The 21,652-nt window shown below is 58.2% G+C and carries 18 protein-coding genes; 12 read left to right on the plus strand and 6 right to left on the minus strand.

Features of this window, described 5'->3' with window-relative positions:
- Positions 1–66 precede the first annotated feature (66 nt).
- Complete coding sequence (locus F1529_RS11210) at positions 67–654, plus strand: hypothetical protein (protein ID WP_155134750.1); 588 nt, start codon at positions 67–69, stop codon at positions 652–654.
- A 358-nt stretch (positions 655–1,012) separates the two neighbouring features.
- Here the strand turns inward: F1529_RS11210 and F1529_RS11215 are convergent, their stop codons facing one another.
- Together F1529_RS11215 and F1529_RS11220 are read right to left on the minus strand one after the other, a co-directional pair.
- Complete coding sequence (locus tag F1529_RS11215; protein ID WP_155134753.1) at positions 1,013–4,324, minus strand: Ig-like domain-containing protein; 3,312 nt, start codon at positions 4,322–4,324, stop codon at positions 1,013–1,015.
- A gap of 12 nt (positions 4,325–4,336) precedes the next feature.
- Positions 4,337–5,677, minus strand: coding sequence for an OmpP1/FadL family transporter (locus F1529_RS11220; RefSeq protein WP_155134756.1), 1,341 nt, complete (start codon positions 5,675–5,677; stop codon positions 4,337–4,339).
- Positions 5,678–5,835: 158 nt separating this feature from the next.
- On the opposite strand from F1529_RS11220, the gene F1529_RS11225 reads away from it, so the two are divergent.
- Positions 5,836–6,747 (plus strand): LysR family transcriptional regulator, encoded by a 912-nt coding sequence (locus tag F1529_RS11225; protein ID WP_155134759.1) that lies wholly within the window; start codon positions 5,836–5,838, stop codon positions 6,745–6,747.
- A gap of 338 nt (positions 6,748–7,085) precedes the next feature.
- On the opposite strand, the gene F1529_RS11230 is transcribed toward F1529_RS11225, so the two are convergent.
- The 3 genes from F1529_RS11230 to F1529_RS11240 are packed head-to-tail and all read right to left on the minus strand — an operon-like array spanning position 7,086 to position 10,101.
- Entirely contained in the window at positions 7,086–7,979 is an 894-nt protein-coding gene (locus F1529_RS11230) for a carbon-nitrogen hydrolase (RefSeq protein ID WP_155134761.1), read from the minus strand.
- A 59-nt stretch (positions 7,980–8,038) separates the two neighbouring features.
- Positions 8,039–9,046, minus strand: a complete 1,008-nt coding sequence (locus tag F1529_RS11235) for an agmatine deiminase family protein (protein ID WP_155134764.1) — start codon at positions 9,044–9,046, stop codon at positions 8,039–8,041.
- A 41-nt stretch (positions 9,047–9,087) separates the two neighbouring features.
- The gene (locus F1529_RS11240; RefSeq protein ID WP_155134767.1) at positions 9,088–10,101 is read right to left on the minus strand and encodes a hypothetical protein; all 1,014 of its coding nucleotides are present in this window, start codon (positions 10,099–10,101) and stop codon (positions 9,088–9,090) included.
- Positions 10,102–10,282: 181 nt separating this feature from the next.
- Here F1529_RS11240 and F1529_RS11245 point away from each other — a divergent pair, with 181 nt between their 5' ends.
- A complete protein-coding gene (locus F1529_RS11245; protein ID WP_155134769.1) occupies positions 10,283–11,518 on the plus strand; it encodes a lipoprotein-releasing ABC transporter permease subunit in 1,236 nt (411 codons plus the stop codon).
- On the plus strand, positions 11,511–12,197 hold the full coding sequence (gene lolD / locus F1529_RS11250) for a lipoprotein-releasing ABC transporter ATP-binding protein LolD (RefSeq protein ID WP_007149563.1): 687 nt from the start codon (positions 11,511–11,513) through the stop codon (positions 12,195–12,197). Before F1529_RS11245 ends, lolD begins: the two co-directional genes overlap by 8 nt.
- Here lolD and F1529_RS11255 read toward each other — a convergent pair.
- Positions 12,180–12,782 carry a DUF2062 domain-containing protein gene (locus F1529_RS11255; RefSeq protein WP_039925826.1) on the minus strand — a complete coding sequence of 201 codons (603 nt, stop codon included), beginning with the start codon at positions 12,780–12,782 and terminating at the stop codon, positions 12,180–12,182. The two genes, lolD and F1529_RS11255, sit on opposite strands and share 18 nt — an antisense overlap.
- Positions 12,783–13,114: 332 nt before the next feature.
- On the opposite strand from F1529_RS11255, the gene F1529_RS11260 reads away from it, so the two are divergent.
- From F1529_RS11260 to murB, 8 genes are all read left to right on the plus strand, one after another.
- Positions 13,115–15,343 (plus strand): DNA internalization-related competence protein ComEC/Rec2, encoded by a 2,229-nt coding sequence (locus tag F1529_RS11260; RefSeq protein ID WP_230457775.1) that lies wholly within the window; start codon positions 13,115–13,117, stop codon positions 15,341–15,343.
- A 30-nt stretch (positions 15,344–15,373) separates the two neighbouring features.
- On the plus strand, positions 15,374–16,003 hold the full coding sequence (locus tag F1529_RS11265) for a MotA/TolQ/ExbB proton channel family protein (RefSeq protein ID WP_039925832.1): 630 nt from the start codon (positions 15,374–15,376) through the stop codon (positions 16,001–16,003).
- The gene (locus F1529_RS11270; protein WP_007150916.1) at positions 16,000–16,425 is read left to right on the plus strand and encodes a biopolymer transporter ExbD; all 426 of its coding nucleotides are present in this window, start codon (positions 16,000–16,002) and stop codon (positions 16,423–16,425) included. Before F1529_RS11265 ends, F1529_RS11270 begins: the two co-directional genes overlap by 4 nt.
- Positions 16,422–18,170, plus strand: a complete 1,749-nt coding sequence (gene msbA, locus F1529_RS11275) for a lipid A export permease/ATP-binding protein MsbA (RefSeq protein WP_155134771.1) — start codon at positions 16,422–16,424, stop codon at positions 18,168–18,170. The genes F1529_RS11270 and msbA overlap by 4 nt, the downstream gene beginning before the upstream one ends.
- A 9-nt stretch (positions 18,171–18,179) precedes the next feature.
- Positions 18,180–19,175 carry a tetraacyldisaccharide 4'-kinase gene (gene lpxK / locus F1529_RS11280; RefSeq protein ID WP_007150611.1) on the plus strand — a complete coding sequence of 332 codons (996 nt, stop codon included), beginning with the start codon at positions 18,180–18,182 and terminating at the stop codon, positions 19,173–19,175.
- 175 nt (positions 19,176–19,350) lie between these two features.
- Positions 19,351–20,106, plus strand: a complete 756-nt coding sequence (kdsB, locus tag F1529_RS11285; protein ID WP_155134775.1) for a 3-deoxy-manno-octulosonate cytidylyltransferase — start codon at positions 19,351–19,353, stop codon at positions 20,104–20,106.
- The gene (locus tag F1529_RS11290) at positions 20,106–20,579 is read left to right on the plus strand and encodes a low molecular weight protein-tyrosine-phosphatase (protein ID WP_083787435.1); all 474 of its coding nucleotides are present in this window, start codon (positions 20,106–20,108) and stop codon (positions 20,577–20,579) included. Before kdsB ends, F1529_RS11290 begins: the two co-directional genes overlap by 1 nt.
- Positions 20,576–21,619 (plus strand): UDP-N-acetylmuramate dehydrogenase, encoded by a 1,044-nt coding sequence (murB, locus tag F1529_RS11295; RefSeq protein WP_370457005.1) that lies wholly within the window; start codon positions 20,576–20,578, stop codon positions 21,617–21,619. The genes F1529_RS11290 and murB overlap by 4 nt, the downstream gene beginning before the upstream one ends.
- Positions 21,620–21,652 lie beyond the last annotated feature (33 nt).

Here is a 21,652-nt window from a genome sequence, read left to right on the forward strand (position 1 = left end):
GGCAAAGATTGAGGGAGGGATAACTCCTCCGTGATTTTATCAATAAAGATATCAATGGAGAATCCAATGAAACTGAAGAAAACAATGATCTTTGTCGCAGTAAGTTCAGCGATGGTGCTGAGCAGCAACGCCATGGCCGCAGAAATCCGTGACAACTCCGGTGCTGTGGTGAGCTCTACCCCTGTGAGTGCCACATTTCGTGGCGCGAGCGCGTTGACCCAATATGGTATTCCGGTCAACTGTACTTTAGAGCTGGATGGTAATGTGGATTATTACCCGGCTGGAACCTATCCCAACCATACAGGAGCCATCATTGAAGTAACGGGTGGTAACGTTACTGGTGGCGGTTTGTGCTCTGCTGTTGTGCTGAATTTCAGTACCAACTGGACTGCTGTGGCCGATAACAGTGATGCTCCGACAGACTCGCCGAATTTTGTCGACCCGGTATCTCTGCAATTCAGTAACGTGGATGTCACCGGTCCTCTCGGGGCCTGCGGTGGTAGCACAACACCGGTTCCGGCCACATTCAGCAATGGAGTCAGCTCCTACCTGGATGAGTCAGAATTTACCTTCAATGCGGCTATCGGAAATTGTACGGTGAATGGCACGCTGCAGAATATCAGCCATCCCGGGGATGACATTAACGTCTGGTAAGAAGACAGACATAGCGGTAAAAAAGAGGGAGCTTGGCTCCCTCTTTTTTTTGGGTCATTGCACATTTTATGGAAATGGGTTGATCTATTGCGGAAGGGAGGCTAGACAACACTTTTTTGCTATTACTTAAAGCTTTATCTTGATCCCGCATATGTTTGTATCTGGAATGAATTTGACCTGCTCCTCGGAATCAGAAAGGCGGGAAATGCGAAGGAAGGGAGTGGGGCCTCCCCAGGCATTCTTGCCATGGGATCATGGCAAGAATGTCCATATTATTCAGCTTGGCTAAAAACAGCTTTATCAATAGCCGCACTCCCCGATCCCTGCAAACCCACGGTGAGCCTTTCCTTCCGATCTACTATTTAATAGGGTCGGATACGTATTGAAGATAGTTCCCATGAGCAGGGATAGTCAGCAAAATTGAGCCCGCGTATGAACCATCAAAGACTTGGACACGAATATCGACATCGACAGGCTCAAGATTATATTGCTCAATGACCATGCGACCATCGGCCAGAAACTTCACTTCGCCCGAGAGGTTCATGGTGATCGGATAGCTCAGCAGATTATGGGTCGGGTCCGCAATGTTCAGTGCTTCCTTTAGCTCGAGCCCTTCCATGTAGAGATCAACTGTTGCTGATAAGTATGGCTTACCATCGACTTCATGAATCCATCCGGTAATGGGTTGTGTGCGATCTCCGTTCTCGTCTTCTTCATAACGCATCCTCAGCAATTGAGCTCCACTATATGCTTTGATCAAATTGCTAACGTTCAGGAGTCGCTGGCGTATTTTCAGGCCGGTACTCATGATCTGTCCCGGCCAGATTTTGACTTTTAGGCCTTGACCGTCCACATATTCCTGCGTTACCTCCGCCGCGAGGGCTCCGGTGAGATAGGTGAATTTTTGTTCGGGGCATTCCATGGGAACACCATAGACAAAGAAATCGAATGGCGGGTCATAGGGGACGGCTTCCGCGTATCCGCAACCCACATTGGCGCCATTGATTACGGGTACTGGTTGTTCCAGTGGTGTATTGCCGTTGAAGCGGCGCGATAACAGCTTGGCGCTGTTGGGGGGCGGGAGGACACCATTGGGATCCAGTTCCTGATCTGCCTCAGGGTCCAGAGGTTGCCCGGCAGCGGACGGTTCTTCAAACGGGTATTGATAGTCGGTGTAAAGGGGGATGGCAAAAAAATCCGGACCATCTGATACAACTTCGTTGATATCGTGGACAAAGTTGGCATTGCTGTCGTAGCTGGGTTGATTGCTCAATATCTGCAACACGTCTTCAGTACTGCTGCCCCCCCTGAAATACTGAACCATTGCAGGGCCACCTCCGTTGCTGGCAATGGCACTTTTGATGACCTGATACTCTCGTTCGGGAGGAAACAAGGATCCAGGCTGAGGGTCCTCTACCGGTATGATATCAACGCTGCCCAGCACATTGGTTTGCAGTGGGAGCCCATTCATATCACAGATGGATTCACTGCCATCGCACTGTGCCTGCGCAGACATGCTGTCGCCATTGGAACCCAGGGTGTAACGATATAGTGAGCCGGGCTGCCAGGGAGACTCCGGCCAGAAAGAGAGGCGTTGGCCCTCCAGTCTTATATCTCCGTCGACGCTGGCAAGTGTAGCGCCGCTTTGGTTGATTTCCTCCACGATAAAGCTGCTGCCCAGCACGACGGATTGTGGGTCGATGGGCCGGGAAAACTCAACGACGATTGGACGGTTGGCTGACAATTGAGTAACAGGGATGTGATCGTCTTCGGGTTTGATATCATAGGCGCTACCCGTATCAATACCGGGAAAACCGCCTAGACAACGACCCGCATCATTGTTGGCAAGGTCACGGGTGGCCGGGTCCAGAGCACAAGGAAATCCCGGGATTGTGGCCAGAACAATGGGGGAGCGTTGTTCCACTGGTTCTGACATCCCGGTAAATGGGTTGGTCCGCTGTTGTACGATTTGGGTCAGCTTGAAAGGAGTCAGTGAAGGTGGAACCAATAAATTGCCAGCCAGGTCGGTGATTTCTGTCCCCAGTTGCACTTCATAGCTGAAAGACATCTGGTCATTGTCGCGTTGCAATGGCGTATCCGGTTTGATCACCACAGCAGCTCCATCCTGATACCACTGGCTGTCAATTTCACTGCCATTTTCGAGCAGAGTAATATTGCCGTCGAGAGTGTCGCTATTGAGTGGCTCACTGAAATTGAGGATGACGGGGGCGTCAGGCTTTTGCAGAGTGCCGTTTCCCCCCGGTTGCCAGCTTTGCAACTCCGGGGGCGTGGTATCTGCCACCTGTTCTGGCGGGTTCAGTTGGTCCCGGTAGGCTTCCATGTGGAAGCTCAGGGTGCCGTAACCCCTCTCCAGGCCAAGGATATTCGGCTCTACCATGCTGACCGCATCAATGGTCATGATGCCGTCGACTACCAGGGCGGTGCCTACCAGTTCGATATGCAGAATGTCCTGGGTGACGCCGCCGTTGGCGGTGGGGTCTTCGGTGGACATGGCCACATCCATGAACAGGCGCACCTGCCGGGGCGCATCGGCCCGCTGTGTGTAGGGGTTAGGTAGCAGGTAACCGCTGGCATCGGACAGGAAGTGCACGTTAACCGCACCGGTGCTGAAACCGGCGGGGACTTCGCCGCCAATATTCACATCGATACTGCTGCCGGCGAGAACGGTGCTGCGGGGCACGGTGAAGGGGGTGACTTCCGGGTAGTTGGGCACGAAGGCCAGTTCAGCGTGAACGTCTCCCCCTTGTTGTGTGGCATTGTCGTCGCCCAGCAGTGTGGCGTTAATGGGCACCTCGTTAATCGGCAGGCCGGTGAGTGGCGACAGCAAGGCGCGGTTGGCCGAGTCACTGACTTTTTGGACCATGACTTCGCGGGGGCGGGAGTCTTTGGGGGTCAGGGTGTAGCTGTCGGCAGCCAGTGCATTGCCTGCGGTGCTGGCCAACCCGCTCGCCAGGGTCAGGGTGTAGTTTTGGCCCGGTGTCAGGTCACTGGTTGGGTCGAGGGTGAGGTAGGGGCCGTCTACCAGTACTCGGGCTTCGACCGGCTCACCGCCGGGGCCGCTCAGGGTGAGGGTGTCGGTGCTGTCGTTGCCGTATTGAACGCTGGCCGGGTCCAGCGGCTGGGAGAACTGCAGCCGGAGTGTGGAGAAGTCCATGACCGGTAGCGCTTGCCCGTCGGGCACCAGGCGGCTTAGCGCAAAGTCGCTGCTTGCCAGTACCTGGCTGCGTGGTCCTTCTTCCAGGGCGCGGGTGGTAAAGCTGAAAACATGGCTGTCGGTATCGCCATCCACTAGCGGCAGGCCATCGACGACGACGGTGTAGCGCGACAGTGGTGCCAGCCGGGTATCGGGGGTGAGCACGAGGCCGCGGCCGTTATCGATTTCGCGCAGGGTGTAGCTCAGGCTGGCGCCGTTGCGATTGCCCTCGTGCAGGGTGATATGGCTTTGTGCGCTGCTGCTGTTCACTGCACTGGTGAAGCGCAGGATCACCGGCGCAGGTGTGGCAATCTCGGTTTGCCCTTTGGCCGGGTAGCTGTACACCAGCGATTGGCTGCCGGCGTTCCAGGTGTCGGTGTTAGTGCTGCCGCTGTCTTCGCCGCCGCAGGCGGCGAGCAGCACGGCGGAGGTGAGGGTTGCTAGCGTTTTTTTCATTATAGCCTCCGATTAAAATTTCATGGTCATGGAGCCGGAGAAGACACTGACGTCCCCTTCGGTGGTGACGGTTTCATAGGGATTCACTGGCACCATGGGATCGGTGGAGGTGAGTTCGAAGTCCCGCTCGTCGATCATCTGGTACTGGTAGCCGAAAGACAGCGATAGCGGGTAAGCCAGAACAGGCGGATCACGCAGTTCCAAGGTGGCGCCAAGGCCGATGAGGGTGCGGTCCGCATCCAGGTAGTTCACATCCAGGCTGCGTTTGCCTTCCAGGGGAGACTCCTGGAAGGCGACGCCGCCGGTGAGGGTGAGCATGTCATTCACCCGGAATTCGCCCCCCAGGCGCGGGATCAGCACATCCTGGAAGTTCAGGTTTGCCTGGTCCTTGATGGTGTCACTTTCGAATTCATCACTGAGATCGGACCAGGCCTGGTATTCCAGGGTGAGCCCGAGGCGCCAGCGGTCGCTGCGGTACAGCATGCCCAGGGAGGTGATATCCGGCTGGTAAGCATCCAGGGTGGCGATGGCCAGGTTGAGGCCGGGGGAAGGAATGGTGCCGGGAATAATGGTGGTGGCTTCGACTTTGGTTTCGGTATTGGAATGGCCGCGGAAGGAGAGGGCGGTCTCGATACCGTCAAACAGGCAGTCGCCGCCGCCGCAGAAGGTTTCGGCCCAGTTCACGTTCATCCCGAAAATCGGGCGTATGGAAGGCTTGGCGCTGACATTGAGGCTTTCCAGGCTGGTGTTGCCCTGCAGGTCCGTATAAGCGTACAGCTCGGCGTCCGCGTGCAAGGTGACGCGGGCAGTCAGCCCCACGTCGATGCCACGCAGGACTTCGGTGGCGCCCCCCAGGTTCAGGAACAGCGGCTGGCGGCCGTAACTGAAATATTGCCCGCTGTTGGAGGTGCTGGAGTTAAACGCCAGCATCTCTTCGCCGTATTTTTCTACCCCCGCGATAAAACCAAAATAAATGGGATGCTCGCTTTTGGTCAGGGAGCTGAGGTTCGTTTTCATTCCGATGAGTGTTTGTTGGGCGGGCGTGTCCTGAATCACGTCGCTGCTGCGGCCCAGCGGTGCTGCGCCTCCCTGGCTGCTGATGCGCAGATCGTGATCGGCATGTAGCAGCCCCAGTGTCAGCTCCCCGCGCTCGTCATGGGCCAGATAGGCCGGGTTGTAATAGGTGGCGGATACATCGCTGTTGAAGAGCGAGAGTGCCTGGGCACTGGCCACATCCCCCGGTAATACACCGTAGTTAGTACCAATATTGCCCATATTGGCCATGGCGGTTGGGGTGAGGGCGATAAAAGCAAGCGAAGTCAAACCGGCGTGCCGGAAAGATGGCATTTTCATATCACGTTTCCCTGTTGTTGGTATCTGTTTTTGTTGGTTAGTGGTTGTTCGTGAGACTTTTTACGTTTATGTATAGGGCTTATGAACGAGCTTCAGACTAGGACTTGGGTGCACCTTTTAAAAACCGAAAAAAATAAAAACTACTTTTAGGAATAAAAATGACGGTAAAGCTGATAAAGGAATTCAGCGTGTTTGTGCAGTTGGTCAAAGCGGGGAAGATGACCGATGCGGCGCGGGTATTAGGGATGTCGCCAGCGACCATCAGCCAGCGCTTACGCCACCTGGAACAAGAGCTAGGGGTGCGGTTGGTCAACCGTAATGCCCGGGCGATGAAGGTGACCGATGAAGGGCGCGCCCTGTTTGAGCGGCTGGACAGTTTGATGGGCGACCTGGAGGACACGGCCGAGGCGGTGGTGCAGCTTGCCAAGGGGCCCCACGGCACCTTGCGCGTGTGGTCCACCATGGGGTTGGGGCGCAACCGTATTGCGGTGCTTGTGAAAGAGTTTATTGCCCGCTTTCCAGAGGTGCCGGTGCAACTGTTTCTGGGCGACAGACCCTATGATTTCGTGAGTGAGGGGCTGGATGTGGCGATTGCCATTGGGCAGCCAGAAGACTCTTCTCTGGTGGCCAGAAAGCTGATGGACAACCGCTGCCACTTGATCGCTTCGCCGCAATATCTGGCCACGCACCCTGCGCTGAAAACTCCGGAGGATTTACGCGACCATGAGTGCCTGATTCTGGATTGCCATGCGTCGTTCAAGGACTTCTGGCCGCTGTACGATGACCAGGGGGACCGGCATGCGGTCAAGGTGCACGGCAGGCTGCATACCGATCATAGTGAAGTGTTATTGCAATGGGCTGTGGACGGTATGGGTATCGCGTTGAAAAGTGCCTGGGATATTCAGCCTTACCTTGATGATGGACGCCTGGTGGAAGTGCTGCCGAATTATCGCCCGCCGGATCTGGATTTTTATTTGGTTTACCCGGAAAGGAAGTGTTTACCGGCGAAGACGCGGGTTTTTATGGACTTTCTTTTTGAGAAAGTACCCGCAGGAAAGGGGGAACATTGATCGTCTGACGGGCGTTTTTTCCTGAATATAAGTTTTATTTTTTTGATGGCGCTTTCGCTCTTTTGCGAGACAGAATCGCTATTTTTAGCCCTCAAAAAAGAATAATTGCTGCTTTCCCCGCACGATTTTCGTCATTTCCCCGCTCTGGTTATTGTGAAATCCATTCTCAATGGCGCGATTTACCTGCCTGACAAGGAGGTAAAGGGGCGCGTGTATTATTGTTGGGCGGTTTCCGCGCGCTCTGTGGTCAGGGAAGCGAGCTGCCGTGCCCAGTGCGCCAACACGCCCAGGCCGCGCTGAGCATGCAAGGCGTTCTTCAGAGGTTCCCTGGCAGCCTGCTAGTCCCGGTAGCGTTTGCGCAAGTCACCATAGGCGTCTACGCGCCGGTCGCGCAGGTAGGGCCAGATGCGGCGTACGGATTCGCTGCGTTGCAGGTCCACGTCGGCCAGCAGCACCTGCTCGTTGTCGCTGTCGGCCTGGGCCAGGAATTCGCCCTGTGGCCCACAGATAAAGCTGTTTCCCCAGAATTGAATGCCGCTGTCGTCGGCCGGGCTTTGTTCAAAGCCGGTGCGGTTGGCGACCAGCACCGGTAAACCGTTAGCCACGGCATGGGCGCGCTGAATGGTGATCCAGGCGTCCAGCTGGCGCTGTTGCTCGTCCTGTTCATCGGTGCGGTCCCAGCCGATGGCGGTGGGGTAGAGCAACAGGTCTGCGCCGGCCAGTGCCATCAGGCGGGCGGCCTCCGGGTACCATTGGTCCCAGCACACCAGCAGGCCCAGCTTGCCCACGCTGGTTTCGATGGGGCTGAAGCCGCTGCGGCCATCGTTGAAGTCTGCATCGCCGGGGGTGAAATAGAATTTTTCATAGAAGCCCGGGTCATCCGGGATGTGCATCTTGCGGTAGATGCCGGCCAGGCTGCCGTCTTTTTCCAGCACCACGGCGGTGTTGTGGTAGAGGCCGGTGGCGCGCTTTTCAAACAGGCTACCGACGATGACGATGCTCAGCTCTTTGGCCAGTGCACCCAGGGTTTCGGTGCTGGGGCCGGGGATGGATTCGGCCAGATCAAAGACGCTGGTGTCCTCGGTCTGACAGAAATACAGGCTGCGGTGTAATTCCTGCAGTAGCACCAGCTCCGCGCCCTGGGCGGCGGCCTCGCGCACCTGCGCCAGGGAATGATCCAGGTTGGCTTGCAGATCGGCGGTGTTTGTTTGCTGGATAACGGCAACACGCATGGGCATTTTCCTTGTGCTGGGACAGGCCAGGCTCAGTTTTGACCGGGTTGTTAACAGGCTTAAAGGGCGCCTTGCGGCAATTGCATGGTGACACAGTGCAGGCTGCCGTGCTGTTCGATCAGTACCCGGCAGTTGACGGCCACCACCGTGCGAGCGCCGGATACGGACTGCAACGCATCCAGTGCTTGCTGGTCGGTGTCGCAGCCATAAATCGGCACCAGAATTTTCTTGTTGGTGATCAGAAAGTTGGCATAGGTGGCCGGCAGGCGTTCTCCCTCGCGGCAATATTGGGCAGAGGGCAGCGCCAGCGGTACCAGGGTCAAATTATGCTGAGCTGCCAGGCGCTGCAGTTCCTGTTCCATGGCGGCGAGACCGGGGTAGTGGCTGTCGCGGGTATCCTGGCATTGCACATAGGCCAGGGTTTTCTCGTCCACGAAGCGGGCCAGGGTGTCCACGTGGGCGTCGGTGTCGTCGCCTTCCAGTTCGCCATGGTCCAGCCACCAGATGTCTTTGACGCCCAGTTGTTGTTTCAGCTGTTCGGTCAGTTCCGCTTCTGAGAGGTCCGGGTTGCGATTGGGGTTGCGCAGGCAGTGGCGGGTGGTCAGCAGGTTGCCATGGCCATCGGTATCGATGGCGCCGCCTTCCAGCACCAGGGCGTGGGTTTCCAGGGGGAGTTGCCAGGGCAGTTGCTGGTTGAGGGCGTTGTCCTTGTCGGCGGCGAACTTGCCGCCCCAGCCGGTAAAGGTGTAGTCCAGCAGCTGTGTCTGCTCGCCGTTGCGAATGGCGATGGGGCCGAAATCCCGGGCCCAGGTGTCGTTGTAGTCGGCGATAACCACCTGCAGGTGCTGGGCGTCGATGCCCCGTGCAGCGACCTGAGCGTGAATATGTTCACGGGTGTGGGCGTTACGGCACACCAGCAGCACATGCTCGTGATCAAGCAGGGCCGCGAGGATATCCAGATAACAGGTTTCGGCGTCGGCCAGGTGATCGGCCCAATCGGTATGGGCGTCGGGCCAGGCGAGCAGGACCCCCCATTGGGGAGTCCATTCAGGAAGCAGTTGGCGCATAGCGAAGAGTGTCCGCAGGGTTGGCTATGCGCGCGAGTGTGCTACTGGCGGGCACCCCAGTCAATATAGAAACCGCCGTCATCGGCCGTGTCTTTTACGTCGTTCGCCGCGTCCTCTGCGGCCTGTTGGGTCTGCTCTGCCTGCTCGACGTGTTCTTCCACGTTTTGCTCGGCTTGAGCCTGGGCAGCCTGTGCTTTCTTGTTGGCGTCATCAACGGCGCTTTGTGCTTTGGCCTGGCTGTCTTCTACCGCTTGACTGGCCGTTTCGCTGGCCTGGTCAACGGACTGCCGGGCTTCTTGCTCTACGCTGGCAGCTTTCTTCTGCGCAGCCTGTTCGGGCGTGTCTTCGCCGGCGATGATGATGCGGCCGGTGACGGGGTCAAAGCGGAATTCGCCTTCGTCGGCGGTGTCAGTGGCCGGGGCTGTTGTCTGGGTAGGAGTACTTGCCTTGGTTGCAGAGGCGGGGGCCGTTTCAGCCGTCTTTTTCGCTGGCTTGACGGTGTCGGGTGCGGCGGGGGCGCTTTCCGTGGTGGCTGCGGTTTTCGTTTCCGGTGCAGGGGTTGTGGCCTGGCCTGGTGTGGTAGCGGCAGGCGTGGATTGTGCCGGGCTGCTGGCCGGGGTGGCGTCGTTGTCGCCTTCGCTGACAAAACGGCCGGAAACCGGATCGAATACTGGCGCACCCTGATCATTGTTGTCGCTGGTGCTGGCTGAAGATGTCGGTGCGTTGGTGGTCGCTGCGGTTTTTTCTTCCGTTTTTTCTTCGATGGGGGGCAGGGTATCGACCTGCTGGCCGGAGACCACATCCGGTGCGGCACTTGCCGGTCGATCAACGACGGTGTGCAAGGCGGTGTTGTTTTCGAAGTAGACGGTGAAGCCGTTGTAGAACCAGCGGGTGATGGCGGGGCTGCCCACCGGGCCCTTGCTCTGGTTGGGGGCGCCGAATTCTGCGCGGACCTGGGATTGGGACATGCCGCGTTGGGGAACGTCGGCCGCCAGTGAGGCAGCGGGCATGGCCAGCGCTGCTGAGGCCAGCAACGTCATTATTTTTATCTTCATTTCTTCCCCCGGCGAGATTGTATTTTCTTTCGATATTAGAAAGTTAGGTAAACTTATTCAACCATTTTGCTAGCAGGCGAACGCTGACGCCGATCACAAAGCGGAGTGCCGGGGTCTTTGCGCCGGCTTCCGGCGGTGATGGCCGTAGTATTTGCTCCGGGTTTCGGGTTAAATGCGCTGCATGTTTCGACCTCTATCCTTCTATGTGGGGCTGCGCTATACCGGCGCCCGTGCCCGCAACAGTTTTATTTCGGTGATTACACTGATTTCGGCGCTGGGCCTGATGTTGGGCGTAGCGGTGCTGATCACGGTGCTATCTGTCATGAACGGCTTCGATCGTGAGCTGCAGACCCGCATTCTGGGTATGGTGACGCACCTCTCGGTGCATGGCCGTGAGCCGGTGCAGGATTGGCAGGCGCTGGCCAACCGGGTGGATCATCACGACGAGATCCAGGCGGCGGCACCGTTCGTGCAACTGGAGGGCATGCTGACCCATCGTGGCAATGTGGCCGGGTCGCTGATCAACGGCATTGAGCCTGATGCCGAGCGCAAGGTGTCCATCGTCGGCGATTTCATGCATCAGGGCGAGCTGGAAAGCCTTGAGCCGGGTGAGTTTGATATGGTGCTGGGCTATGGGCTGGCGCGGCGCTTGGGAGCGGAGCTGGGTGACAAGGTGACCCTGGTGCTACCGGAAGCCACTATCTCGCCAGCCGGGGTGATGCCCCGTTTCAAACGGTTTACGGTCACCGGAATTTTCCGGGTGCGGGCGGAAGTCGACTCTCTTTATGCCTATGTAAATATGGCGGACGCCGCCAAACTGGCTCGCCAGGCGGGTACCGTGCAAGGGGTGCGGCTGAAGCTGGACGATCTGTTCAGTGCCTCCAATCTGGGGTGGACGCTGCAACAGGAGCTGGGGCCGAATTACTACACCAGTGACTGGACCCGCAGCCATGGCAACCTGTTCCAGGCCATCAAGATGGAAAAGACCATGATGACGCTGTTGCTCAGCTTCATTGTGGCGGTGGCGGCTTTCAATATCATTTCCAGCCAGGTGATGCTGGTGACCGAGAAGCGCGGCAACATTGCGGTGTTGCGCACGCTGGGGGCGTCACCGGGCACGATCATGCGCATTTTCATGGTTCAGGGCACGCTGATCGGGGTGGCGGGCACCTTACTGGGGACCGCGCTTGGGGTACTGCTGGCGACCAATGTGAGCAATATCGCCGAGTGGGTAGAGAAGACCTTTAATACCCGCTTGTTTGATGCCTATTTTGTGAATTATCTGCCGTCCGAGCTGCAGTGGTCCGATGTGGGCACCATTGTGGGGATCGCGCTGTTCATTAGTTTCTCTGCCACCCTGTATCCTTCCTGGCGCGCTAGCCGGGTACAACCTGCGGAGGCGCTGCGTTATGAATGATTCGACGCCTGTCCTGCATGCGCAAACGTTGGTGAAAGCCTACGAAGAGGGCAATAACGAACTGGAAGTGCTCAAGGGTGTGGACCTGACCGTGCACAAGGGCGATATCCTGGCGATTATCGGTGCGTCCGGTTCAGGTAAGTCGACTTTGCTGAATCTGCTCGGCGGGCTGGATCACGCTACCCGCGGGTCGGTCTCTATCGCAGGCACTTCGGTGGCATCGTTGAATGACCGCGAAACCGGGCGGCTGCGCAACCGCTACCTGGGGTTCGTTTACCAGTTTCATCATTTGTTGCCGGAATTTACCGCGCTGGAAAATGTGGCCATGCCATTGTTGATCCGTGGCGAAAAGCCGGCGGATTGTCAGGCCCGGGCCGCAGCGATTCTGGAGCGGGTGGGGTTGGGGCCTCGTCTCAAGCACAAGCCTTCGGCGTTAAGCGGCGGTGAGCGTCAACGGGTGGCGATTGCCCGTGCGCTGGTGACCGAGCCGGCACTGGTAATGGCTGATGAGCCCACCGGGAATCTGGATGAGCGCACCGCTGCACAAGTGCAGGCGCTAATGATCGAGTTGAATGAGAATCTGGGCACGGCGTTCATGATCGTGACCCACGATAGGGAGTTTGCGTCCCGCTGCCCGCAGCAATATGAGCTGCACGACGGGTTACTGCGGCGGCTTTGAGTCGTCGCGGGCCTCGTCGGCCTCACGTTTTGCCTCTTCTTTGGCGTTTTCCTTTGCTTCCTGTCTGGCCTCCCGGCGTTCCGCCCGGACGCGCCGGTGTGCCCGCAGGTTCCAGCTACGAATCACCGCCAGCCGCCAGCTGACCTTCACTGCCAGGTAGGCCAGCCCACCGAACAGGAATGCGCACAGCAACGAGCCCACCCACAGGGGAATCAACTGCTCCACAAACCAGGCCACGGTAATGCCTTCGCCACTGTGGGGCGGCATGCCCAACAACCAGGCGCCGATGCGGTAGGTGAAGTAGAAAATGGGGACATAGGTGACCGGGTTGGAAATCCAGACCAGCATCACCGACAGTGGCAGGTTGCAATGAAAACGTACCGCCAGTAACGCGGCTAGTCCCATCTGCAGGGGAATGGGTAGTAAACCGGAGAAGATGCCGATAAAGGCCGCGCCCGCCAGTGAGCGGCGGTTGATGTGCCAGAGGTTGGGGTCCGACAACACCTCCCCGAGAAAGCTCAACGACTTGGTCTGCCGAATGCGTTCGGGTGTTGGCAGGTATTTGCGGAATATCCGTTTTGGCATGAACTCGCATCTACTGGCTGGGGTCGGGAGCGTCTGGCTGCCCCGGTACATTCTGGCTGGCGTTATCTTGCCGTCCACGAACGCACTCTATCAGTTCGTTGCTATGCCCGGTACGTTCGTGCCGGGATTAACCGCGAAAAAAGTGGGGCAAAAGGGCGTGTGTGCTCCCTTCCTGTTTCCCCGCGGGCGCTATTATGCCCGCATCGATAAAAAAGGCATACTCCTTCGCTGACGGCTTTCGGGATTGTTGGGTTCGTCAACAGAATCGTCATGTTGTGATGTCTGTTGAATCGTTTTCACGTCGTCGTTTCAAAAAATACCGCGGAGCAAGGATGCGTATGTGGTTGACGGCAGCGGCCATGGTGGCTGGCTGCTGGCTGGGTGTGTTATGGCCGTTGCTGGTGCTTTCTGCCGTGGCAGTGGTGGGAGTGTGGCGTTACCGCTCCCTGTGGCTCGTCTGGTTGGTGCTGGGTTACGGTTTCGGCGTTTGGCAACTGCACCAGGGATTGGCACAACGTCTGCCAGCGGAGCAGGACCGGGCGGTGCTCAGCCTGCAGGGGCAGGTGCGGGATATTCCGGTTACCCGCCGTGAGTTTCGCTTCGGCCGCTGGCAGGTTCGCCAGCAGATCCATCTGACGGTGTGGGGCAGTGAGGCATGGCCCGGCACGCACCGGGTGGTACTCAATAGCTATGCGCCTTCGGTGTTGCTGAGCGCGGGTGACCGGGTGGCTCTGGATGCAGAGCTGAAGGTGCCGCGTGGCGTGTATAACCGGTTTGGTCCGGACCGTGCCCGTGCCGATCTGTCCGCCGGGGTGGATGCCCGTGGCAAGCTCGAGCGTGTTTCGATAATCGTCAATCATGGTGGCGTGGATGCCTGGCGGGAGGCGCTGTCCTCTCGGGTGGCGGCATCAGTGTCTGGCTCTCCCTTCGGCAAAGCGGTATTGCCGGCATTGGTTGTTGGTGACCGTGCTGGGCTGCCGTCGTCTCTCTGGCGTACCTTTCAACTCACTGGCGGGGCTCACCTGCTGGCCATTTCCGGGCTGCATATTGCCATTGTGGCGGGGTGGTTCTGGTGGCTGGGCAGGGCATTGCTTGCGCCAGTGCTGCAAGGCGTAATTCCTGCGCTGCGACGATATTCGCTGCAGCAGCTTGCCTGGCTGCCGGGGCTGCTCGGTGCCATGGGGTATGCGGCACTGGCGGGCTTCAGCCTGCCCACCATGCGTGCACTGGTAATGCTGATCGTGGTGGCACTGGCCCAGTGGTGGCGAGTGCCGGTTTCGCTGTGGCGCGCGTTGGGTATGGCCTTGTTGGTGGTGTTGTTGATCACGCCTCTGGCTGCGTTGTCAGCGAGCCTGTGGCTGTCCTTCGGTGCGGTCGCCTGTATCGCCATGTTGACCCGCAGTCATGCGCCCTGGCAGTTGATGCTGTTGCTGCCGGTGGTGATGGCCGTGGCGGGTGCCGTGCTGTTTCAGCAGTGGACACCCAGCGCCCCGCTGGCAAACCTGATTCTGGTTCCGCTCTACACCTTGCTGGTTATCCCCGCGGCATTGCTGGGGGCGCTGTTCCAGCAGCCCTGGCTGTTGGGTGCTGCCGCGACCGGGGTGGAATTTTCCGTGTGGGTCATGACATGGCTGGCGAATCTGGGCGTGCCGTCATGGCTCAGGCTGCCGTCCATGACCGCAGGTATTGTCCTGATGGTTGGGGTGATGTTGCTGCTGATGCCTTTTTTGCCGTTTCCTCGACGCTTGCTGCCGTTTTTCCTGCTGCCCTGGTTGACGCAGAAGCCGGCAGCACTGGCGCCGGGGGAGTGGTCACTGACGGCTTTTGATGTGGGGCAGGGGCTGGCATTGGCAATACGTACCCGTGAACACTTGCTGATTTATGATGCCGGGCCGTCCTGGCCCGGTGGCAGCATGGCGGCCCAGAGTATGAGGCCGTGGCTGTCGGTGACGGGGCAGCAGGTAGACCGCACGGTGATCAGTCATGGTGACAATGACCATGCCGGCGGGCTGACTGACTTGCCGGCACCAGGCCTGTTGCTCAGTGGCGAGCCGCACAGGGTGCCAGGTAGCCAATTATGCCAGGCCGGTGATCAGTGGCGTTGGGACGGCGTGACCTTCACGGTGCTGTGGCCCCGTGAATCAGGTCGGGAAGGGAATGGCGCCAGCTGCGTGCTGCATGTGGATGGGGTCTTTGCCTCTGCGCTGCTGCCTGGCGATATCGGCCTCCAGGAGGAATACCGTTTGCTTGGGGCGTTGGCGCCCGTGGATCTGTTGGTGCTGGGGCACCATGGCAGTAAATCGAGCACCAGCGATGCCTTGCTGCGTCAGCTGCAGCCCGATGTTGCGCTGGTCAGTGCCGGCTACCGTAACCGGTTCCGCCACCCTCATCCGCCGGTGCTGAATACGCTGGATAGCGCGGGCATCACAGTTCTGCGCACGGACCTGGATGGCATGATTGTGTTTCGACAGGGGGGCGTCGATAATGGCCGGCTTATAACAAAATGGCGACAAGCGTATGCCCGGCCCTGGCATGGACCGGCTCGCTGGCGTTTTTGGTAACCCGATTTGTGAGCAAGGGGAGAAGTTAAGGTGCAAGATCTTGTGCAGTCCGGGGGCTGGATGATGCTCCCGATCTTGATCTGTTCAGTGGTGGCGCTGGCCATTGTGGTTGAACGTTTCTGGACCCTGCGGCCCAGCAAACTGGCGCCGGCGGATACGGTTCCCCAGGTGCAGACGCTGCTGAAGCGCGGCCTGCTTAATGAAGGCAATCTGGTGAAGCTGCGCGACAGCTCGCCGCTGGGTCGCATCCTGGCGACTGGCCTGGCCAATGCTCGCCATGGTCGTGACATCATGAAAGAAAGCATTCAAGAGAGTGCTACCGGTGTGGTGCACGAACTGGAGAAATTTCTCAGCACTCTGGGCTCTATTGCGGCGATTACTCCGCTGCTGGGCTTGCTGGGCACCGTGGTCGGCATGATCGATGTGTTTGCGGCGATCATGATTCACGGCACCGGTGACGCGGCACAGCTGGCTGGCGGTATTTCCCAGGCACTGCTGACCACTGCAGCGGGCCTGGTGGTTGCTATTCCGGCAATCTTCTTCCATCGGTTCTTTGTACGCCGGGTAGAAGAAATTACCGTGGAACTGGAGCAAAGCGCCGTTCATGTGGTGGATCTGGTACACGGTGATCGTGAGGCAGAACCGGGAGAGAAGGCGTGAAATTTCCCCGGCCCAGCCAGGAGGAGATCAGCGTTAACCTGACACCCTTGATTGATGTGGTGTTCCTGCTGCTGATTTTCTTCATGGTATCGACCACGTTTGATGACAAGACACAGTTGTCGATCACCTTGCCGGAAGCCGATGGCGCTCCGCAGGCTCAGGTGGATGATCAAGTTGAAGTGACGATTACCTCCACGGGCGATTACCTGGTGAACGGCGAGAAGTTGGCAGCCAGTGACAGCAATGCGCTGCGTACTGCGTTGCTGCGTCTTGGGCAGGATAAAACGGATCAACCGTTGCAAATTTATGCGGACGCCAATGTGGCGTATCAGGCTGTCGTGCGTGTTTATGACGTGGCCGGGCAGCTGGGTTTTGTTAAGCTGTCGCTCACCACTCGCGAATCCCCCAACGAGGCAAAATGACTCAACCCCTTTCCTCCGAGGACGTGTGGCCTACCTACAAGCGGCTACTGAGCTACGTCCGCCCTTACTGGTTCATGCTGATTATCAGCGTTATTGGCTATGCCCTGTATGCCGGGACCCAGGCAGGGGCGGCACAGCTGGCCGGTTACTTGGGGGAAACCATCGTCAACCCGACCGATGCGCGCGTGCTGATCGTGTCGATCGCGCCATTGGTGTTGGTGATTTTCCAGGGCCTGGGCCAGTTCATGGGCAGTTATTCCATGAACTGGGTGGCCCAGCAGATCGTGTATGTGCTGCGTAATGATGTATTCGGCCATGTGCTGAAATTGCCCCAGTCGGAATACCACCGCAATGCGTCTGGCCGCATCATGTCGAAGATCATCTTTGATGCGCAGCAGGTCACCAGTGCCGGTAGCGATGCCATTATCGTGATTATCCGCGAAGGTCTCACGGTGATTGGCCTGTTTGGTTTTCTGTTATGGCAGAACTGGAAGCTGACACTGATTCTGGTGGCCGTGGCGCCGTTGATTGCCCTGGTTATGAACGTGACCAGCAAACGTTTTCGGAAAATCAGTCGTCGGATTCAGTCGTCCATGGCGAACATTACCCATTTTCTGGGTGAAGCCATTGAGGGCAGTGGCGAGGTTAAGATCTTTGGCGGGCAGAAACAGGAAGCAGACCGGTTCCACAATGTCAGCCGCAGTTTTGCCAAGCAGAACGTAAAGCTCAATGCCAGCAAGATTGCTAGTACGGTCATCGTGCAGTTGTTTGTGGCGGTGGGCATTGGGGCCATTACCTATCTGTATATTCACTTGATGGGTGAAGACCTGACCGTGGGGGGCTTTCTCTCCTACATTGCCGCCGCTGGTATGATCCAGAAACCGCTCAAGCAGCTCACGGATGTGAACGTGAAAGTGCAGCGGGGCGTAACGGGTGCGGCCAGCCTGTTTGAATTGCTGGACACCGAGCAGGAAGTGGATACCGGTACCTATGCGGTGGCTACCAAGGCTGACGGTAATATCGAGTTCCAGGGCGTGACTTTTGGTTATGACCCTGCCTCTCCGGTGGTGCGGCATCTTAACTTTTCCATCAAGGCCGGTGAGACGGTGGCGCTGGTTGGCCGCTCTGGTGCGGGTAAAAGCACCATCAGCGCCATGCTGCCACGCTTTTTTGATCCGGATCAGGGGCGCATTCTTCTCGACGGCGTCCCCTTGCCGGAGTACCAGCTCGGTGAGCTGAGGAACCAGATTGCCATGGTCAGTCAGCGGGTGGTGCTGTTTAACGACAGCGTGCGAAACAACATTGCCTACGGTGAGCTACGCAGTGCGGACGATGCCACCATCATAAAAGCGGCACAGGATGCCCACGCCTGGCGCTTTATTGAACAGCTTGAGCATGGCCTGGATACCTTGCTGGGCCAGGATGGTGTGCAATTGTCCGGTGGCCAGCGGCAGCGGATAGCGATTGCCCGCGCGCTGCTCAAGGATGCGCCTATTCTGATTCTTGATGAAGCGACCAGTGCGCTGGATAGCGAGTCTGAGCACCACATCCAGCAGGCCCTGGAGCAGGTGATGGAAGGGCGCACTACCCTGGTCATTGCCCATCGCTTGTCTACCATCGAAAAAGCGGACCGCATTATGGTGCTGGATCAGGGCCAATTGATCGAGCAGGGCTCGCACCAGGAATTGCTGGAAAAGAACGGGCTCTATACGCAAATGTACCGGATGAATTTTTCCGAGGAGTAAGCGGACGACATGGGGTCACTGAGCGAATGGATTCAACAGGGTTGGTATAAGGGCAGCCCCTGGCTGGTTCCACTGCGGCCTCTGTCTGCGCTGGTGTCTCTTGAGGCGCGGCGCCGTCTGCAACAATTCAGGAAGCAACGCCCAAGCCCTCCCGTCCCGGTGTTGGTAGTGGGCAATATCACCGTGGGGGGAACAGGCAAAACCCCATTGGTGATTGCGTTGGTGGAAGCGGCGCGCTCCCGGGGCTTGAAAGTGGCGGTGGTATCCCGCGGCTTTGGCGGTAAAACCGAACAGTATCCCCAGCATGTGTCCGCTAGCAGTGATGCGCTGGACGTAGGGGATGAGCCGGTGTTGATAGCTCGCCGTACCGGCGCCCCTGTGGTGCTGGATCCGGACCGGCGCAATGCGCTGGACGTGGCGATTCGCGAGTACGCGCCGGATCTGGTGATCAGCGATGATGGCTTGCAACATTATGCTCTGCCGCGCAGCGCCGAAGTGGTGGTGGTGGATGGTCAGCGTGGCCTGGGTAACGGCCGCTGCCTGCCGGAAGGTCCATTAAGAGAGCCTGCCACCAGGCTCAAGGAAGTGGATTTTGTCATCAGCACTGGCGGGGGATGGACCGGTGCCTATCCCATGATCATGCGCCCGTCAGGCATGACATGCCTGGCCGACGACCGCACTCTCAGCCCTGACGACTTCCTGCGCCAACATCCCCAGGTCCATGCGGTCGCTGGTATCGGTAATCCCAAGCGCTTCTTTAATCTGCTCAGTATTCTGGGGCTCAGCACGACGCCTCACGTTTTCCCCGACCATCATGCCTATCAACCGGCGGATCTGGCCTTTGCCGATGGGCTGCCTGTCCTGATGACAGAAAAGGACGCGGTGAAATGTGCCCCCTTTGCCGAGCCCCACTGGTGGTTTCTTCCGGTGACCGCGAGCTTGCCGGACGGGTTGCTGGATCAGATGATTGATCGGGCGTTGGGAGTGAACGGCAAAGAGAGTTGAAAGTTTAAAGTTCAAAGTTGAAAAGCGCGTCTAAAGCGGGAGTGACTCCAAGGCTGTGCCCGCGTACCTAACAGCGCGAAATGGAAAATTATCAAAACCTGCGCTGAACATTTTCGCGTTTTAACTTTGAACTTTACACTTTCAACTTCGGCCCTGATTTTTTTCGAGGTAGTGAATGAGTTTTTACGTAGTGGTGCCGGCGCGGTATGCGTCTACCCGTTTGCCGGGCAAGCCGTTGGCTGACATTGCCGGTAAAACCATGGTGGAGCGGGTGGCGGAACGCTGCCAGCAAAGTGGTGCTGATCAGGTCTATGTGGCCACTGACGATGCCCGCATTGCCGATGTGCTGGGTGATACCGTGCCGGTGGTCATGACCCGTGATGATCACCCCTCCGGGACGGATCGTCTTCAGGAAGTGGCTGCAAAACTGTCGCTGGCTGACGATGACATTATCGTTAATGTGCAGGGTGACGAGCCATTGATTCCTCCTGCGGTGATCAATCAGGTAGCGGACAATCTGGCGGCGAACCCGGACTGCCAGATGGCAACGCTGTGTGAAGCCATTGAAAGCGCGGAAGACCTGTTTAATCCCAATGTGGTGAAGGCGGTTTTCGATGATTCGGGCAGGGCGCTGTATTTTTCCCGGGCGCCGGTGCCATGGCACCGTGATGCCTTTGCCGATGGCAAACAGGATATGTCCGCAGGGCAGTGGTGGCGGCATATCGGGATCTACGCGTACCGGGTAGCGTTCTTGCATCAGTATGTGCAATGGCAGCCGGCCACACTGGAAAAGCTGGAATCTCTGGAGCAGCTACGGGCCATGGCCAATGGCGTGGCCATCCACGTGGAGCCTGCCTGTGAGGCAGTGCCCGGTGGGGTCGATACCCAAGCGGACCTTGATCGCCTGCGGGCGCAGCTGGGAGGCAAATGATGGGCGTGTCGGTATTGTTTGTTTGTCTGGGGAATATTTGCCGTTCACCCACCGCTGAAGTGGTCTTTCGTGAACGGGTGAAGGCTGCAGGCCTGGAAGATCGTATTCGTATTGATAGCGTTGGAACCGGCGATTGGCATATCGGCAAGGCGCCGGATCCCCGTACCCAGGAAGCGGCGTTGCGGCGGGGCTATTCCATGGCGTCCTTGCGCGCCCGGCAAGTCAGCCCGGCGGATTTTGCGGACTTTGATTGGGTGCTGGCCATGGATGACGCCAACCTGGCGGATCTGAAGGCCATGCGACCAGCATCGTATCAGGGCACTCTTGCCCGTTTTCTGGACTATGCACAGCACACTTCGGTGCGGGAAGTGCCCGACCCTTATTATGGCGGCGAAGACGGATTCGATACCGTGCTGGACTTGATTGAAGATGGCGCTGAAGGATTGTTGAGCCGCGTGCGGGAGCAACTGTGAGCCAGGCGGCGCCACCGACCGGTTCGTTCGAGCAGATCTGTGATGCGGATCTGACGTCACTCAATACCCTGCGGCTGCCGGCACGAGCCCATCGTCTGGCCCGCCCGACCACGCTGGATGCATTGTCACAGGTGCTGGCGGAGCGTAATCCGGCAGAGCCGCTTTTCGTGATCGGTGAAGGCAGCAACCTGGTGATTCGTTCTGATCTGCCGGGGCTGACACTGAGCCTGGCTATTGATGGCATGGCGCAGGTGAAGGAAGACGACACCCATGTCTGGGTGGCCGCCGGTGCTGGCGTGCACTGGGATGATCTGGTGGACTGGACCGTTGAGCAGGGCTGGCAAGGGCTGGAAAACCTTTCCTTGATTCCCGGTACGGCGGGGGCGGCACCTTTTCAGAATATCGGTGCCTATGGCGTCGAGTTGTCCCAGGTGCTGGAGCAGGTGACGGTGATGGATGTAGTCACCGCCCAGGTAGACCATTTTGCCGGCCATGAATGCGAATTTTCCTACCGCGACAGTCGTTTCAAAAGCGGTGATCGTGGCCGCTATATCATTACCGGCATCGAGCTTCGTCTGAATAAAACACCCCAGTGTAATGTGAGCTATGGGCCGCTCAAGGCGCGCTTTGGCCACTTGTCGCAAGCGGATATTTCCCCCGCTGCGGTTCGCGAGCATGTGATTGCGGTGCGTCAGAGTAAGCTGCCGGATCCTGCCGTGTTGGCTAACGCGGGCAGTTTTTTCAAAAACCCGGTCGTAACCAAAGAGCAGGGTGATGCGTTAAAGGTGCGCTTTGCGGATTTGGTGGCGTACGCACAAGCGGATGGCGTGAAACTGGCAGCAGGGTGGCTGATCGAGCAGGCCGGCTGGAAGGGTAAGCGGTTGGGCCCTGTTGGTATGCATAGCGAACAGGCGCTGGTGCTGGTCAATCATGGCGGTGCCACCAGTGCGGATGTGGTGGCGTTGGCAGAAGCGGTGTGCGCTGACGTGCAGGCGACGTTTGGTGTGTCGTTGGAGCAGGAGCCGGTGCTGTTACCATAGCCAGGAGCCCCAGAGCCCCCATAGACGGATGGG

This window comes from Alcanivorax sp. VBW004, from assembly GCF_009718865.1.
GTDB lineage: Bacteria > Pseudomonadota > Gammaproteobacteria > Pseudomonadales > Alcanivoracaceae > Alcanivorax.

What these genes read in the sequence shown, in the direction of transcription:
- lpxK (WP_007150611.1), top strand. Translation starts at nt 18,180, where the DNA reads ATGGGGTCACTGAGCGAATGGATTCAACAGGGTTGGTATAAGGGCAGC.
- F1529_RS11245 (WP_155134769.1), top strand. Translation starts at nt 10,283, where the DNA reads ATGTTTCGACCTCTATCCTTCTATGTGGGGCTGCGCTATACCGGCGCC.
- F1529_RS11255 (WP_039925826.1), bottom strand. Translation starts at nt 12,782, where the DNA reads ATGCCAAAACGGATATTCCGCAAATACCTGCCAACACCCGAACGCATT.
- F1529_RS11225 (WP_155134759.1), top strand. Translation starts at nt 5,836, where the DNA reads ATGACGGTAAAGCTGATAAAGGAATTCAGCGTGTTTGTGCAGTTGGTC.
- F1529_RS11290 (WP_083787435.1), top strand. Translation starts at nt 20,106, where the DNA reads ATGGGCGTGTCGGTATTGTTTGTTTGTCTGGGGAATATTTGCCGTTCA.
- msbA (WP_155134771.1), top strand. Translation starts at nt 16,422, where the DNA reads ATGACTCAACCCCTTTCCTCCGAGGACGTGTGGCCTACCTACAAGCGG.
- F1529_RS11260 (WP_230457775.1), top strand. Translation starts at nt 13,115, where the DNA reads ATGCGTATGTGGTTGACGGCAGCGGCCATGGTGGCTGGCTGCTGGCTG.
- kdsB (WP_155134775.1), top strand. Translation starts at nt 19,351, where the DNA reads ATGAGTTTTTACGTAGTGGTGCCGGCGCGGTATGCGTCTACCCGTTTG.
- F1529_RS11235 (WP_155134764.1), bottom strand. Translation starts at nt 9,046, where the DNA reads ATGCGCCAACTGCTTCCTGAATGGACTCCCCAATGGGGGGTCCTGCTC.
- F1529_RS11220 (WP_155134756.1), bottom strand. Translation starts at nt 5,677, where the DNA reads ATGAAAATGCCATCTTTCCGGCACGCCGGTTTGACTTCGCTTGCTTTT.
- F1529_RS11230 (WP_155134761.1), bottom strand. Translation starts at nt 7,979, where the DNA reads ATGCGTGTTGCCGTTATCCAGCAAACAAACACCGCCGATCTGCAAGCC.
- F1529_RS11215 (WP_155134753.1), bottom strand. Translation starts at nt 4,324, where the DNA reads ATGAAAAAAACGCTAGCAACCCTCACCTCCGCCGTGCTGCTCGCCGCC.
- F1529_RS11210 (WP_155134750.1), top strand. Translation starts at nt 67, where the DNA reads ATGAAACTGAAGAAAACAATGATCTTTGTCGCAGTAAGTTCAGCGATG.
- F1529_RS11240 (WP_155134767.1), bottom strand. Translation starts at nt 10,101, where the DNA reads ATGAAGATAAAAATAATGACGTTGCTGGCCTCAGCAGCGCTGGCCATG.
- lolD (WP_007149563.1), top strand. Translation starts at nt 11,511, where the DNA reads ATGAATGATTCGACGCCTGTCCTGCATGCGCAAACGTTGGTGAAAGCC.